Origin of the sequence: Paenibacillus sp. D9 (assembly GCF_001188365.1) — a bacterium.
GTDB lineage: Bacteria > Bacillota > Bacilli > Paenibacillales > Paenibacillaceae > Paenibacillus_O > Paenibacillus_O humicus.
Genome location: NZ_JZEJ01000001.1, coordinates 2,915,055 through 2,929,225 on the forward strand (window position 1 = coordinate 2,915,055; position 14,171 = coordinate 2,929,225).

Consider the following 14,171-nt stretch of genomic DNA (forward strand, 5'->3'; position numbering starts at 1 on the left):
TGGCCCCCCCGCCAGCATCGCCGCGGCAGCGAGTCCGATCGTCTCCCTTTTGCCCAGCAGCACGCTCTCGGCGCGAGCCTCCAAGCGCGCGATGAGCGCCTGCTTCGGCTCCGGCCACTCCTCCGTCCCGTTCGGACGATGACCGGGCGTCTCCTGCGGCTGCGGTTCCCTGTTCAGCATTTCGATTCCTCCTGCTTTTTCCGGATTCTATGAATCTTTCATGCTATCAGTCTCTCCACCGCAAGGAAGAAATAGACCCCGAAGCCCAGGATCGCGGAATAGAACGGATCCCTCCTCTTTCTTCCTCTCAGCTTCAGCTTGCAGAACCGGGCTGGCCGACGCCGAGCTCTATCGGTTGCTGGAGTTCTAACGAAATGCAAAAAAAAGCCGGGACCGCCGCCGGTCTTGGCCTTTTTTCGGCATGGGTCGCCGAGCCGCTCGCCACGTTCCCGACCGTTTCCGCGTGAGCGATGTCCGCAATGGACTGGGTGCCGCAGCCCGAGGAATGGGCCGCCTTGCCGGCAGCGGTCGTGCCGCTCCCTTCCGCATGGGATGCTTTTCCGCTTGCCGTCGTATGGCTGCCTTCCGCCTCCGAGCAAGGCCCGGAAGGGTCCCGGCTGCAATCGGGGATGGAACGAGCCTTCTCCATCAATCCGTTTTCAAGCACTTTTCATCCCAATGCACAGCCGGATTTGAAAAAGAAAGGAATACGGCAAATAGGCCGACCGGAAATCCGGTTGGCCTTTGCTTTTGAGATTTTAATGATGGCTTTGCGATCGTTTTTGCGATGGCATTGGCGATCGTTTTTGCGATGGCTTTGCGATCGTTTTTGCGATGGCATTGGCGATCGTTTTTGCGATGGCTTTGCGATCGTTTTTGCGATGGCATTGGCGATCGTTTTTGCGATGGCTTTGCGATCGTTTTTGCGATGGCATTGGCGATCGTTTTTGCGATGGCTTTGCGATCGTTTTTGCGATGGCATTTGCAATTTGCTTTTGCACATGGCCTCTGCTTCCGGCCTCTTGATGTCCCCTCTTTTATCAGCCTCTATCGGCATCTGCAATCCGTCTTTGCAATCAGCATCTGCTTTCCCTCTCTGTCATCTTTGCAATCAGCCTTTGCAATCCATCTTTGCAATCAACCTTTGCTTTCCCCTCTGCTGCGGCCTCTGCTATAAGCCGCCGCTATCAGCCCGGCTTCTTCACTATCCTTTAAGCGGCCGCCTTGCCGGAATCCAGAGCCACGTCCGTCCACACCTCGACAAGCCCGGCCGAGCTGCTCATCTGCACGGCACGCTGTCCGAGCAGCTCCAGCAGGTCGGTCAGCGGCGCCCGCAGCGTGCCGGCCGGCTGCTGGAACACGAGCTCCCGCTGCAGGCTGCCGCTTGCGCCGCTGCCGGCGGTGATGGCGGCGGTTCCTGACGCGGAATCCCATTGCACCGAGCCTCCGAGCCCTTCGACGACGCGGCGGACCGGTACGGACAGCTTGTCTCCATGCAGCGAATAGTCGCCGTAAGCAAGCTTCAGATCTCCGAGCGGAGTATGAAGGAGAAGATCCGCATCGAGAGTGCCGTACGCCTTTCCCTTTTCCGTTTTACCGCTGCCGGCAGAATTTGCAGGAAGGCTGTGCGGCTGCGTCTGGCCGACAGGAGCTATCGCCGGCACCGAGATTTTGTCCCCGTCGTCTGCGGCCAGCCAGGACTGGCTCGCCCTCAGCTTGCCGCTCTCCGCCGCGAAGGCGGCCGCTTCGCCTGGAAGCGGCGCGGGCCGCTGCCATTTGAGCTGCTTTGCCAGCGGGAACAAAGGAACTTCGGCGGAAGGAGTGACGGCAGCGAAGCTGTAGCCCTTGTCTTTGTAGTAAGCGATAATGGCCGGAAGAGCTTTGACCGACTCGGCATGGCCGGTGCCGTCATGCAGCAGGATCGTCATCTCATGCTTCAACGGCGCCGAAGTCGCGCCGGCGACGATTTCCTTGGCCGGCACTCCGGCCCGCTTGGAGTCGCCGCTGTCCACATTCCAGTCCACCATCTTGTAGCCCGCATTTTTCATCGCCTCGAAATAACCCGAGTCGAAGTTGCTGTACGTGCCCCCTGGAGCCCGCACCAGATCCGTCGCCACTCCCGCTTCCAGCAGCGCTTTCTCCGTCCGCACCGTCTGCTCCGCATAACCGGCGAAGCTGCCGTAAATCTCGGAGTAGACATGATCGTAGGAATGGTTGCCGATGGAATGGCCGGCCGCCTTGACCTTGCGCACCAGATCCGGACGCTCCTCGACATGGCGGCCGACCATGAAGAAGGTCGCCTTGATTCCATTTTTCTTCAATATATCCAGCACTTGAGGCGTGTAGATGCTCGGCCCGTCGTCAAAGGTCAGGTAAACGGTCGGCTTGGCGGGACGCTCCGGAGCTGCGCTCTTGCCCGTGCCTGCAGCAGAAGCCGCGGCGCTCGTCCCGGCCGTTCCGCCAGCCTCTGCCGTAGCTTCCTTGTCCGCTTCAGGCGCCGTGCCGGAATCACCCTGGCCTGCCTGAGCCGCGTCTGCTGTCCCCCCGTCCTGTCCGGCGCCGGAAGCCCGCTCCAATGCCGCGATCAGCTGCTTCTCCGTCATGCCGGACAAGGCGATGCTGTTCCATCCTGCGGCCGCTCCGCCTGAATTGCCGGACCCGGCTTGTCCCGCAGCAGCGGAGGCCGCTCCCGGCGGAAGCGCCTGGCCCGCTTGAGCGGCTGCTCCATCCGAAGCGGGCGGTACTGAAGCCGCGGCCATCGCTGCAGGCGGTTCCGCTGTCAGCGCCCTGCCTGGAGCGAGAGAAGTCCACTCGCTGCCGAATCCCGTCAATCCTGTCAGCAGCGCCGCAGCGGCTGCCATCAATCGAAGCGTACTTTTTCCCATGAATGGATGCACCCTTTCTATGAAAAACGAATCCTCTTTGCTAGATTCTATGTGAGAGGGTCCGGCTCTATGACAAGCTTGTCCCATCCATTTCCCGCCCGCTGCCGCTACTTCTTCAAGCCCGGCTTCGGCCTTCTCTGCGACCAGAACGACCCCAAAGCCTCCGGGTCGTCCGTGAGGATGCCGTCCGCCCCCGCCGCCGCCGCCTTGAGCGCCTGCCGCTTGCTGTCCACCGTCCAGATGAACGTATGCAGGCCGCTGTCGTGGATCATCTTCACCTTGAGCGGCTTGGCGAGCTGCTTGCGGATATTGGCATAATCGGCCCATTCCGCCATGGCGTGCAGCGCTGCAGGAGTCAGCTCCTTGTCTTCCGAGATCAGCACGCCCAGCGGGATCGACGGCAGCAAGGCATGGACCTGCTTGAGCGCGGGAATGTGGAACGACTGGATCATGACAGGCTCTTTCTTCCAGGGCGGGCCGTTCACCGCATCCTGCAGCCGGATTTCGCCGTTGATGCCGCAGCGTCTCATGAGTTCCGCTACCGCCTGCACGAGGCCCGGCTGCCGATCGGCATCCTTCAGCTCGATGAGCAGGCCGATGCGGTTGTAATAACGCAGCAGCACATCCTCGAGCAGCGGAATCCGCTGTCCGGCGAAGCGGGGAGAGAACCAGGCTCCGGCGTCAAGCCGCATCAGCTCATCCGCCGTGCGGAGCGAGGCCCTTCCCTTGCCGCCGGTCGTCCGTTCCAGGTTTTCGTCGTGGAGCACAAACGGGATTCCGTCTGCGGACAGCTGGACATCCAGCTCGATATAATCGGCTCCCTGGCGGACAGCCAGATCGAAAGCCGCCAGCGTGTTCTCCGGCGCATAAGCCGAAGCTCCCCTGTGCGCGAGAATGAGCGGGCGGGCCGGGGCCTCGGCTGAAGCTGTCCGGACCGGCACCTTCGCTTTGAAGGCGTCTGCGCGCGCAGGCAGCGCTTGCAAGAGAAGCAGCGCCGCGCAGAGGCCGATCCCCATTTTTGCCGCACCCGGCCCGATTCTCTTCCATCCGCTCCTCATGCCTTATCCCCCTTGGAGTTCCCTTTATGTCTACTATGTCCCAAAAAGGAGTTATTTACCACTGCAGCACAAAAGCCGCGTTTGCGGCAGACGAGATCTGCCCGCAAACGCGGCCTTATAGATGTTCAAGAGCCGAAGCTCCGGGAATTCATTCCCTTCAGCCGGGATCCGGCGCAAGGCTTGCCAGCACGTCGGCGGCGTGTCCCTTCACCTTGACGCCCCGCCATTCCTTGACGAGACGGCCTTCCTCGTCGATGAGGAAGGTCGACCGGACCACGCCCATATATTCCCGGCCGTACAGCTTCTTGAGCTGCCAGACGCCATAGGCTTCGCAGGCGGCATGCTCCGGATCCGACAGCAGCGGGAACGGGAGCCCGTGCTTGTCCCGGAATCGGTGATGGGACTTGACGGGATCCGGACTGATGCCGAGAATGACGGCTCTCTGGCCGTCAAAATCCGGCCAGGCGTCGCGGAAATCGCAAGCCTCCTGCGTGCAGCTCGAAGTCAGATCCTTGGGATAGAAATACAGAATGACCTTTCGTCCGCGGTATTGGCTCAGGGTGACGGTCTCCTGCTCTCCTCCCGCAGCGGGCAGCGTGAAATCAGGCGCCGGCTGTCCCGGCGCTAGCGTGGCTGACATGATGGTTCCTCCTTGGCGGACTCTCGTCCCTTTGCGTGACATCCGTTCCGTTGCGGCAGCCTGCCGCCTCATGCAAGGCGGCTCTCAAGGCTACGAGCCTGCGCCCCGGTATCTCTTGACCCCGTGGTTCCATACGGCCATGCCGATCGTCATGAAGACGATGCCGACAACCGGCGTCAGCAGCGCGAGCTGCGACAATCCGTCTCCATGATCTCCGAGGAAATACGAAGCCGGGATGACGCCCACGAAGGCGAAAGGGATGAGCCAGGTGAGCAGAAAGCGGATGACTTTATTGTAGATATTGACAGGATAGCGTCCGTAGTTCTGGATATTGAACATCAGCGGCAGAATACCGGTCGGCGCATCCGAGTAGAACGAGATGGCCGTCAAGGCCGTATAGATGCCTCCATACACGAGCACCGCCCCGAGCACAAGCACAATCATGACGGGAATGTCCCACCACTCCAGGGGCAAGCCCAGCTTCAGCCAGCAGGAGACCATGATGGCGATGCCCGCCAGGGAACCGATGAGCGAAGGCGGATCCATATTCTCCAGCGTCACCTGGAACCAGTTGTGGGCGGGGCGGGTCAGCACCCGGTCCATCTCGCCCTTGGTAATGTAGCGGTCGCTGAAATTCCACAGATTGAAGAACGTTCCGAAGATGCCGAACGGCACCATGAAAAACCCGTAGACGAAAATGACTTCCGCCTCGCTCCAGCCGCCGAGCGTCGGCGTATGCTGGAAGACGACCAGGATGAAGATGAGGTTGGCCGCCTGGAAGCTGAGATCCGACAGCACCTCGATCCAGAAGTCGGCCCGGTACGTCAGCTTTGTTTTGGCGTAGTTTTTGAAGTAGTCCATCAGCAGCGACAAATAGAAACGCAGCTTCATCGCTCAGCCCCCCTGTACGAACAGCCGGGTTCGCGCTGAACGCCATACGAGCGCGATCGGCAGCAGCAGAATGAGAAACCAGAGCAGCTGCAGGCCCAGGACGCCGCCGATCTCGCCGGCGGGAGTCCTGCCCGTGAACACCGAGCTGGGCAGATAGGTGATCGCCTGGAAAGGCAGCCATCTCATGGCGCCCTCCAGCCAGCCGGGAAAAAAGCTGATCGGGACGATGACGCCCGAGAACAGATCGACCGCCACCCTCTTCAGCCGCATCATGCCTTCGCTGCTTTCGACGAAGAACGCCGCCAGGCCGGTCAGGATGTTGATCTGCGAGTTGATCAGGAAGCTGAAGAACAGCATGACCAGATACACCGCCCAGATGCCGGGATCGGACGGAAGCTTCACCGGGAACAGCAGGCAGGCCAGAGCCATGCCGGGAATCATGAACAGCAGGAAGCGGAAGATGCCTTCCCCGAACCCCTGCATCATCTTGACGACCAGGTAGTTGTAGGGCCGGATCATCTGGATCGCCACGCTGCCGTCGCGGATTTCGTTGCCGATCTCCCGGTCCAGATTATTGAAATAAAAGGCCCGGGCCATCCAGGATACGGCGACGTAGGTGGTCATTTGGCTGACCGTGAATCCGCCCAGCGTTTCCTGCGCCCCGTAGATGGCCCCCCACAGGAAGTAGTAGGCCCCGATGTTAATCGCATAAATAATGATGCCGCTGTAATAGTTAACGCGGTAAGCGAGCATCATCAGGAAGCGGATCCGGATCAGGTCCAGATAGGCGCTAGCCACGGTTCACCGGCCCCTTCCCTTTCGCCCCTGCGAGGACAGGCGTTCCGGCATCGGCATCGCCCAAGGCGTCCCCGCCGTCCCGGTCGTCCGGATCCAGGGCGTCCCGCCCCGCCGGCTGCAGAGGTCCGGCCGCGGAGGCGGATGCCTCCTCCAGTTGCATGGACGGCGATCCTCCGCCCAAGGCTTCCGCATTCACGCTATCCGCGGCGGCCGGCGCATGCATCGAGCGTCCTTCGTCATCCCGGCCGGAATCGTCCGGTGTTTCTCCGGCAAGCTCCGCCGCCCTCGCCTTGCCCGGAGACTGGGCATCGCCGGACTGGTAGATTTCGCGCACGATCTCGTCGGTATTCGTCTCGATGATCTTCATGTCGCGGATTTCCAGGCCCGCGTCGCCGACGACTCGGGCGAGCGCTTCGGACACGTTGACCTCATGCGGCAGCCACATTGCGGCCGTCACATCGTTGTCCAGCCTCCACTCCACGCCTTCCAGGCCGGAGGTCAGCGCCCTCAGACGGTCCGCCTGCACCCGGGAAGCGAACTGGAACACGATCTCGCGCCCGCGGCTCCAGCGGCTCTTCAGCTCTTCCAGGCCGCCGTCATAAATAATGCGCCCGTCGTCCAGCATGATGACTCTGGAACAGAGCGCTTCGATATCCTGAAGATCATGGGTCGTAAGCAGAATGGTCGTGCCATGTTCGCGATTCATCGTTTTCAGGAAATCCCGGATTTCCGTCTTGACGACGATATCAAGCCCGATCGTAGGCTCGTCCAAGAACAGGATGGACGGATTATGCAGCAGGCTGGCGACGATCTCGCAGCGCATCCGCTGGCCGAGGCTCAGCTTGCGCACGGGACGGTTCAGCAGCTCGCCCAGTTGCAGCCGCTCCACCAGCTCATCCAGCCGCTTGCGGTAGTCCGCTTCCGGCACCCGGTACACCTTGCGCAGCAGCTGGAACGACTCGACGACGCCGATGTCCCACCATAGCTGGGATCTTTGGCCGAACACGACGCCGATCCCTCCGACAAACTTCTCTCTGTCCTTATGCGGCACGTAGCCGTTGACCCTCAAATGGCCGGATGTCGGCACGAGGATGCCGGTCAGCATCTTGATCGTGGTCGATTTCCCAGCCCCGTTCTCTCCGATATATCCGCAGATTTCCCCTTGGGGAATCTCGAAGGAGATGTCCTTCACGGCGGCTACCTCGCGGTATTCGCGTTTGAATAGATCCTTGAGGGCCCCGGACAGCCCCTCGCGGTTTTTCTGCACGCGGAATTCCTTGCGCAGATCCCGCACCTCTATAGCCGGCTTCTTGCTCATGCGTAGCTCCTCTCGTAAGGCGACTCGACATTTCCCGGGAAATTGGGAGTGATTTCCTCTCCCGCGGTTAAAACTTGCGTCCAACCGACCCCGGATTTATAATTTTATGATATGTTACGACAGCCAGGGGAAGCAAGCCGGACAGCATTCCCCAGGATCGGCCAGCAGAGCCCATAACCCGGCGGCCGGCTGCATGGCCGCCTTGCTCCAACGTGTCGGACAGGCTCCAATTGCCGCCTCGGGGTTCAATATCCCGACTTTTCTGCCGATTTGTTCCGTTAGAATCCATTTCAGCCTCAACATGCGAAGGGAGTTACACCGCCGAATGGAAAGCAGAAAAAGTCGGCAGCAGGGCTCATCCAAGCCGAAGCCGCCAAAACGAAAGCGCCGGACTTGGTTATGGGTGCTCTTCAGCGTCCTGCTTATTATGGCCGCTGCCATAGCCTATTATATTGTCGACAATGTCAGAGCGCTGGATGAGCTCCAGAAGCCGCCGGACAAGTCCAAATTCACCCAGTTCGAGAACAATGCCTCTCTGGAGCAGCCTCCCGAGTGGGAAGGCAAGGAGCGCGTGAACATCCTGTTCATGGGCGGGGACGGACGCGAAAACAAGAGCCCGAATGAACCGGCCCGCTCCGATTCCATGATGGTGCTGTCGATCGATCCCGTCACCAAGAAAGCCCATCTCTTCTCCCTGCTTCGCGACACGTACGTCAGCATTCCCGGCCACGGCAAGGGCCGCGCCAACGAAGCGATCGTGCAGGGCGGCTACAAGCTGTCGATGCAGATGATCAGCGAGCTGACAGGGCTGGAGATCCAGTATTACATCTATACGGAATTCGAAGGCTTCAAGTCGCTTGTCGACGCCATCGGCGGCATCGACATCGATGTCGAGAAGAGGATGAAATACACCGACAACGCCGACGGCAACCGCTACGACATCGACCTGCAGAAGGGCTACCAGCATCTGAACGGCGACCAGGCGCTCCAATATGTCCGGTTCCGCCACGATGCGACGAGCGACTTCACCCGCACCGAGCGCCAGCGCAAGTTCCTCAGCGCGGTCGCCGTCAAGATGCAGGATCTCGGCAACATCACCAAGCTGAGCTCGATCATCCGCAGCGTCAGCCCGTATGTCGAAACGAATCTGTCGTCGGACGACATGTTCAAGCTCGGCCAGCTCGGCTTCGGCCTCCGCAATGCGGGCACCGCCCAGCTGCCGCCGAGCGATCTGCTGGCCGACGAGAAGATCGGCGGCGCATCCGTGCTCACCGTCCGCAACGAAGCCAAGCTGCGCGACTATGTGCAGGAGGTATTGACGGAGGATGATTCCCAGCCGGATCCTGCTTCGAATGCCGGCGCGGACAATGCTTCGAATGCCGGGACAGGCAGTCCGTAGCCGCGAAGTTTGCGGCTGGCAGCCGGCCTGGATTGCCTTTAACCTGCAAGGCTGAACCAACCTTTCCTGCAAAGCTGAATCATCCTTTCCTGCAAGGCTCAATCAACCTTTGCCTGCAAGCAGGCTATCTCCGACCGACCGTCTGAACTGAAGCCTGGACCCATTAGGGCAGGACCATCCCCCGAGGATGCGTCTTGCCCTCCTTTCTTGACGGCTGCGCGGCAGGCGGCTCCCCGGCTGGATCCGAATGCTTCCTGCCGGCCAATGCCTGCAGCCCGCTTTCCGCCATTCTTTCGCGGCTCTGGCCGATATTTCCGAATTGCCGAGCCGCCCTTATCACTCCATTCCAACCCTTACTTTCCAGGAGGCCTATCATGTCCCTTTCAACCGATCCCTTCGCCGTCCCCGGCTCTTCCCGCGCGCGCTCCGAGGAGCTGTACGGCGAAGCTCTCCAGCATATCGTCGGCGGCGTCAACAGTCCGAGCCGCTCCTTCAAGGCGGTCGGCGGCGGCGCTCCCGTGTTCATGAAGCGTGCCGAAGGCCCTTATTTCTGGGATGTCGACGGCAATAAATATATCGATTACCTGTGTGCTTATGGTCCGATCATTACAGGACACGCCCATCCGCATCTTACGGAAGCGATCAGCCGGGCAGCGGCCAACGGCACGCTCTACGGCACGCCGACGGAGCTTGAGATCAAGCTGGCGCGCATGCTGAAAGACGCCATTCCGTCCATGGACAAGGTCCGCTTCGTCAATTCCGGCACAGAGGCCGTCATGACGACGATCCGCGTCGCCCGGGCATACACCGGCCGCAACAAGATCATCAAGTTCGCCGGCTGTTACCACGGCCACTCCGATCTCGTGCTCGTCGCCGCCGGCTCCGGCCCGTCCACGCTCGGCATTCCGGACAGCGCGGGCATTCCGCAGAGCATCGCCAGCGAAGTCATCACGGTGCCGTTCAACGATATTCCGGCGCTGAAGGCGGCTTTGGAGCGTTGGGGCGGCGAAACGGCCGCCGTCATGGTGGAGCCGATCGTAGGCAACTTCGGCATGGTCATGCCAGAGCCCGGCTTCCTTGAGGAGCTGTGCCGCTTGACGCGCGAAGCCGGAGCTCTCGTTATCTATGACGAGGTCATTACGGCGTTCCGCTTCCACTACGGCAGCGCCCAGACGTTCGCCGCATTCCCGGATCACGCCGCCATCGAGCCGGATCTGACCGCGCTGGGCAAAATCATCGGCGGCGGGCTGCCGATCGGCGCCTACGGCGGCCGCAAAATCATCATGGAGCAGGTCGCTCCGCTCGGCCCCGCCTATCAGGCGGGCACGATGGCCGGCAATCCGGCCTCCATCGCCTCCGGCATCGCCTGCCTGGAGGTTCTGCAGGAGCCCGGCGTCTATGAGCGCATGGACCGCCTCGCCGCAGGACTGGCGGACGGACTGGCCGATCTTGCGGCCCGCCACGGCATTCCGCTGACGGTCAACCGGATCCGCGGCGCTTTCTCCACCCACTTCTGCGACCATCCGGTCACCAATTACGACCAGGCGCAGGATACGGACGGCGAGCAGTTTGCCCGCTTCTTCCGCCTCATGCTGGAGCGCGGCATCTGCCTCGCGCCATCCAAGTACGAAGCCTGGTTCCTGACGACGGCGCATGCGGAAGCCGACATCGCCTGGACTCTGGAGATGGCGGCAGAATCGTTTGCAGCCATGTCCAGCTAGAAGTCCAAGCATAGCTGCCAAAAAAGAGCGGTCTCCGGAAGTCGTTTTTTGACTTCTGGGACCGCTCTTTTTATGTGGAGATCGTTTATTTGTTCTAGGGTGCTGCATAGTGTGCTTACCGAACCGGACCCAGCGCAGTCTGCCGAGTCTCGTGTCGAGAGAATGCTTAAAGCTCCGGTCCGGCTAGACAAGCTTCCCCAAAGCGCCCATAAGGCTTGTTTGGAGTCTTAAACCCTGCTTCAGGCTCAAATGCAACGCGGCATCGGCATAGAAGCTTTGAACCGGATCCATTCCAGCAGCATCTCTCCGCCTTTCGCGGATGGAAGAGAGCCGTTGAGCACGAGATCCGCTTGCCAGCGGGTCGGCTCCACGTAGCGGTCATGCCGCGGCCGCACCAGCTCCAGATACTCCCTGACCGTTTCCTCCTGCGTGTATTTGCCGCTCTTGAACTTGCCGAGCCTGCGGGCCAGCCGCTCGTCGGAAGGACAATCGACAAAAACTTTATACTCCAGCATGTCCGCCAATTCCTTGACGGCAAACAGCAAGAATCCCTCGATCAGGACGATGTCTTCTTCCTCCAGCGCCTCCCGAAGCTCCCGTCCGACCGCGTCCAGATCCAGAGCGTCCGGATGGTTGAAGTCCTCATACTCTTGGCCGCTGAGCGGGGCGATCGTCCGGGGGCGCTGATCCCTGTAGAACTTGTCCATAGGAATCACCCGGACGCGGAACTCCGCTAGATTTTCCGCCAAATAACGGCTCAAGGTCGTTTTCCCGCTGCCTGTACCTCCCGCGATGCCAACGCATAATGCCATGCTCTCTCCTCCTGCCGATTGCACTGTGACCCGCATCCATCTTGTCTTTGCTCATCCTGTCCCCGCCTGCTCTTTCCGTCGACTAATTCATTCCATTCTACATTCCGCCCCTGCAGTCCTACCCAGCTCTCCGCCGGCAGAAGATAATACGTCAGGAAACCAAGAATGCTCAGCCTCGTCTTTCCCCATCCAAGCCAGCATAGCTGCGAAGAATAGAGCTTCCGCAAGCGGCGCAAAAAGCCTGTCTGCGCTCGTTCCTGCAACGTGAGGGAGCAGCCGGGATATCAAGGGAGAGGCATATCTGCCGGGCTTGCACATAGGTTACCTAGTAAGGAGGAGGAGACATGATCATACCGCTGAGCATAGCGGCCAGCGCCGCCGCTTTCGTCGTTCTGGTGTTCTTCGTCATCCGCATTCTCAATAAAGGCATGAGCACTCTCGGCGAGACCAACCGCACCCTCTCGGAAGTCCGCAACGCCATTCACGGGCTGACCGACGAATCCAAGAAGCTGATTCATACCGCCAACCTGATCACGGCCGACGTCAAAGGCAAAATCCGTACGGTAGAACCGATCTTCGAATCCGCGCATGACGTCGGAGAAGCGCTTCACAGCGTAACGAGAACCGTCAAGCAAGCAGCCGCCGCAATCGGGGACGTGCTCCACCCCGCGCCGGAGACGGAAGCGCCGAAGAAAAAAGCGATTCAAATCAACTTGAAGTAAAGGGGAGATCCGGTATGCCCACGCTTCTAATTCAGCTGTCCTATCTGGTCATATTCATCTGGGCCGTCATCAGCCTCGTCCAGGATCTGCAGCTGCCGCGCAAAGCCTGGCTTCCCATCCTGCTCCATCTCGCGGTAGCCATCATCACCTTGAACTGGTTTCTCCACTCCATCAACTATTCGTTTTAGCAGGCAGAACATCTATGCCTTTAATCGTTCACTGGCATACAGCAAAAGGTCTGGGACGCTGTCGTCCCAGACCTTTTTGCCCTGCGGCGGCTGACTGGAAAAGGATGGGGCAAATGACTATACGCCCGCCTAATACCGGTCCGCAATCGCCCCGAATACGGCAGCTTTCAAATAAGGCTTTCCGTTCAGCGCCTTGAGATTCTCTGCCGTGCCCGTCACGACTACACCCCAAATGCGCACATCGCTCGTCAGGGGAGCAGGCTTGTCCTTGCGCAAATAATCGTAAATCCGCTTGTACTCGCCCTCATACTTCCCCTTCTGGCTGAGACCGGCTTGAATCAGCTTCAGGAAATCCTCTTCTGCCGCCGTATTCGTCGCGGTATCGGGGTGCATGCCAAAGCCATACACGCCCGCTTCGCTGTCCGGAAACGGGCTGACCGAGCTCCCATCCGGCATTTTTTTCGCTTCATACGGGTAGCGGTTGGAGTAGGTGTCCACCCAATACCATACGGGATGGGCATCGGGAGGCAGCATGGCCCCGATTTCCTTGACCGTGTAGGCTTTGTCGAATGAAACGGCAAGCTCGACCAGTTTGTCCGGATCCATGGCCTCCAGCTGAGGGAGCTCGTTCAGCGTCCGCGGGTAGGAAATGTCAGGGAGATAGAAGAGCATCTCGCGCTCACCCGTATTCGGATTGTAAGGACGCATGTAGTCCAGCTTCTCTTCCTTCATGAATGCATCCGGCAGGCCCAGATTGTATCCTCCCGCCGGCTTGGAGAAATGGCCGAGTACATTGTATTCATAGGGCTCGGCGCCTTGGACGACCGGCACGCCCTCGATCAGCTTGTAGGTCTGGATGTCCAGCTTCCCTGTAAGCAGGCCGAAATCCACCCGGTAGCCCCCTTCGTACGAGTTCGGTCCGCTGATCTGCTTGAACAGGGAAATATCGCGCAGCGCGTTATCCGAGCTCTTGTAAAGCAGCTGCAGATTGGCAATGAGCGCTCCCCCCAGTACGAGGACAGCGGCAGAGGCGGAGATGACCGCGCTGCGAAGCAGCGATTTCCTTTTCGCCTTGCGCACAAGTCCTGAAAGGTCTCCATCCGCTCTCCATCCGTCATTCTCCTGCCCCATCCCGCCGTGGTCAGACTCCATTTCACGATCGTTCTTCTTTTCCTCCGTCATCGTTCATCCCTCCGTAACCCTTTTGGAATTGCTTTCGCGCCCGGAACAGATAGGTTTTCACCTTCTCCGCTCGAATGCCGAGCAGACCCGCGATTTCCTGGTAGCTCAGGTCCAGCTCATACTTCATGATCAGCAGCTGCTTATAAACCGGATTCAGCCGGTCCAGCACGCGCTCGATCTCTTCCCGCTTTTCTTTCCGCAGCATGCTCAGTTCCGGGTCTCCTCCGGCATCATCCGCCGGGCTTTCCTCATAAGGAACCAGAATGCGCTTCTGCCTGCGGCATATGTCGTAATAATGATTCAAGGCGACCTTGTACAGCCAAGCTGAAAACTTGTCCGGATGGATGGCGTCCATATGGACAAGTCCCTTGTAGACGGTTTCCTGAACGATATCCTCCGCGAGCGTCCGTTCGGCGCCAAGACGGATCAAATACCCTTGGATTTGCCTTGCCTTCCTGCTAAGCGCTTCGCGCATCCTCTGCTCCACCATGCGCCTCCCTTCCTTGCCCTATAACGGATCTCCCTGCCCGCTTGTATACAACGCCGCCTTCGGTCCG

The 14,171-nt window shown here is 59.9% G+C and carries 14 protein-coding genes and 2 pseudogenes; 4 read left to right on the forward strand and 12 right to left on the reverse strand.

Features of this window, described 5'->3' with window-relative positions; translation table 11 throughout:
- From VE23_RS27370 to VE23_RS13350, 9 genes and pseudogenes are all read right to left on the reverse strand, one after another.
- A pseudogene (locus tag VE23_RS27370) lies at nt 1-180 on the reverse strand (hypothetical protein); the annotation flags it as partial.
- Between the two features lie 133 nt (nt 181-313).
- Complete coding sequence (locus VE23_RS13320) at nt 314-667, reverse strand: hypothetical protein (protein WP_157053955.1); 354 nt, start codon at nt 665-667, stop codon at nt 314-316.
- A 3-nt stretch (nt 668-670) separates the two neighbouring features.
- Nucleotides 671-1,003, reverse strand: a complete 333-nt coding sequence (locus VE23_RS26510) for a hypothetical protein (protein WP_157053956.1) — start codon at nt 1,001-1,003, stop codon at nt 671-673.
- 208 nt (nt 1,004-1,211) lie between these two features.
- Entirely contained in the window at nt 1,212-2,885 is a 1,674-nt protein-coding gene (locus tag VE23_RS13325) for a polysaccharide deacetylase (RefSeq protein WP_198156168.1), read from the reverse strand.
- Nucleotides 2,886-2,992: 107 nt separating this feature from the next.
- Nucleotides 2,993-3,943 carry a glycerophosphodiester phosphodiesterase gene (locus tag VE23_RS13330; protein WP_021879685.1) on the reverse strand — a complete coding sequence of 317 codons (951 nt, stop codon included), beginning with the start codon at nt 3,941-3,943 and terminating at the stop codon, nt 2,993-2,995.
- Nucleotides 3,944-4,100: 157 nt separating this feature from the next.
- Nucleotides 4,101-4,583 (reverse strand): thioredoxin-dependent thiol peroxidase, encoded by a 483-nt coding sequence (gene bcp, locus VE23_RS13335; RefSeq protein ID WP_048744996.1) that lies wholly within the window; start codon nt 4,581-4,583, stop codon nt 4,101-4,103.
- Between the two features lie 90 nt (nt 4,584-4,673).
- A complete protein-coding gene (locus VE23_RS13340; protein ID WP_021879683.1) occupies nt 4,674-5,474 on the reverse strand; it encodes an ABC transporter permease in 801 nt (266 codons plus the stop codon).
- A gap of 3 nt (nt 5,475-5,477) precedes the next feature.
- Nucleotides 5,478-6,272, reverse strand: coding sequence for an ABC transporter permease (locus VE23_RS13345; protein WP_048744997.1), 795 nt, complete (start codon nt 6,270-6,272; stop codon nt 5,478-5,480).
- Between the two features lie 301 nt (nt 6,273-6,573).
- Nucleotides 6,574-7,590, reverse strand: a pseudogene (locus VE23_RS13350) (ABC transporter ATP-binding protein); the annotation flags it as partial.
- Between the two features lie 325 nt (nt 7,591-7,915).
- On the opposite strand from VE23_RS13350, the gene VE23_RS13355 reads away from it, so the two are divergent.
- Entirely contained in the window at nt 7,916-8,989 is a 1,074-nt protein-coding gene (locus VE23_RS13355) for an LCP family protein (RefSeq protein ID WP_048744998.1), read from the forward strand.
- A gap of 374 nt (nt 8,990-9,363) precedes the next feature.
- Nucleotides 9,364-10,710 carry a glutamate-1-semialdehyde 2,1-aminomutase gene (locus VE23_RS13365; RefSeq protein WP_049868249.1) on the forward strand — a complete coding sequence of 449 codons (1,347 nt, stop codon included), beginning with the start codon at nt 9,364-9,366 and terminating at the stop codon, nt 10,708-10,710.
- Nucleotides 10,711-10,955: 245 nt separating this feature from the next.
- Here the strand turns inward: VE23_RS13365 and VE23_RS13370 are convergent, their stop codons facing one another.
- Nucleotides 10,956-11,522 (reverse strand): uridine kinase family protein, encoded by a 567-nt coding sequence (locus VE23_RS13370; protein ID WP_049868250.1) that lies wholly within the window; start codon nt 11,520-11,522, stop codon nt 10,956-10,958.
- A 344-nt stretch (nt 11,523-11,866) separates the two neighbouring features.
- Between VE23_RS13370 and VE23_RS13375 the strand changes: the two genes are divergently transcribed.
- Together VE23_RS13375 and VE23_RS26515 are read left to right on the forward strand one after the other, a co-directional pair.
- Nucleotides 11,867-12,244: a DUF948 domain-containing protein gene (locus VE23_RS13375; RefSeq protein WP_021879678.1), complete on the forward strand. Its 378-nt coding sequence runs from the start codon at nt 11,867-11,869 to the stop codon at nt 12,242-12,244.
- Nucleotides 12,245-12,258: 14 nt separating this feature from the next.
- Nucleotides 12,259-12,432, forward strand: coding sequence for a hypothetical protein (locus tag VE23_RS26515; protein WP_157053957.1), 174 nt, complete (start codon nt 12,259-12,261; stop codon nt 12,430-12,432).
- 129 nt (nt 12,433-12,561) lie between these two features.
- Here VE23_RS26515 and VE23_RS13380 read toward each other — a convergent pair whose 3' ends face one another.
- Both VE23_RS13380 and VE23_RS13385 read right to left on the reverse strand, forming a co-directional pair.
- Nucleotides 12,562-13,614, reverse strand: coding sequence for an anti-sigma factor (locus VE23_RS13380; protein ID WP_049868251.1), 1,053 nt, complete (start codon nt 13,612-13,614; stop codon nt 12,562-12,564).
- Complete coding sequence (locus VE23_RS13385; RefSeq protein WP_021879675.1) at nt 13,586-14,104, reverse strand: RNA polymerase sigma factor; 519 nt, start codon at nt 14,102-14,104, stop codon at nt 13,586-13,588. The genes VE23_RS13380 and VE23_RS13385 overlap by 29 nt, the downstream gene beginning before the upstream one ends.
- Between the last annotated feature and the right edge of the window lie 67 nt (nt 14,105-14,171).

Excerpts from the sequence above, each read along its gene's own strand:
- VE23_RS26515 (WP_157053957.1), top strand. The coding sequence starts at position 12,259 with ATGCCCACGCTTCTAATTCAGCTGTCCTATCTGGTCATATTCATCTGG.
- VE23_RS13325 (WP_198156168.1), bottom strand. The coding sequence starts at position 2,885 with ATGGGAAAAAGTACGCTTCGATTGATGGCAGCCGCTGCGGCGCTGCTG.
- VE23_RS13365 (WP_049868249.1), top strand. The coding sequence starts at position 9,364 with ATGTCCCTTTCAACCGATCCCTTCGCCGTCCCCGGCTCTTCCCGCGCG.
- VE23_RS13330 (WP_021879685.1), bottom strand. The coding sequence starts at position 3,943 with ATGAGGAGCGGATGGAAGAGAATCGGGCCGGGTGCGGCAAAAATGGGG.
- VE23_RS13385 (WP_021879675.1), bottom strand. The coding sequence starts at position 14,104 with ATGGTGGAGCAGAGGATGCGCGAAGCGCTTAGCAGGAAGGCAAGGCAA.
- bcp (WP_048744996.1), bottom strand. The coding sequence starts at position 4,583 with ATGTCAGCCACGCTAGCGCCGGGACAGCCGGCGCCTGATTTCACGCTG.
- VE23_RS13355 (WP_048744998.1), top strand. The coding sequence starts at position 7,916 with ATGGAAAGCAGAAAAAGTCGGCAGCAGGGCTCATCCAAGCCGAAGCCG.
- VE23_RS26510 (WP_157053956.1), bottom strand. The coding sequence starts at position 1,003 with ATGTGCAAAAGCAAATTGCAAATGCCATCGCAAAAACGATCGCAAAGC.
- VE23_RS13370 (WP_049868250.1), bottom strand. The coding sequence starts at position 11,522 with ATGGCATTATGCGTTGGCATCGCGGGAGGTACAGGCAGCGGGAAAACG.
- VE23_RS13375 (WP_021879678.1), top strand. The coding sequence starts at position 11,867 with ATGATCATACCGCTGAGCATAGCGGCCAGCGCCGCCGCTTTCGTCGTT.
- VE23_RS13340 (WP_021879683.1), bottom strand. The coding sequence starts at position 5,474 with ATGAAGCTGCGTTTCTATTTGTCGCTGCTGATGGACTACTTCAAAAAC.
- VE23_RS13380 (WP_049868251.1), bottom strand. The coding sequence starts at position 13,614 with ATGACGGAGGAAAAGAAGAACGATCGTGAAATGGAGTCTGACCACGGC.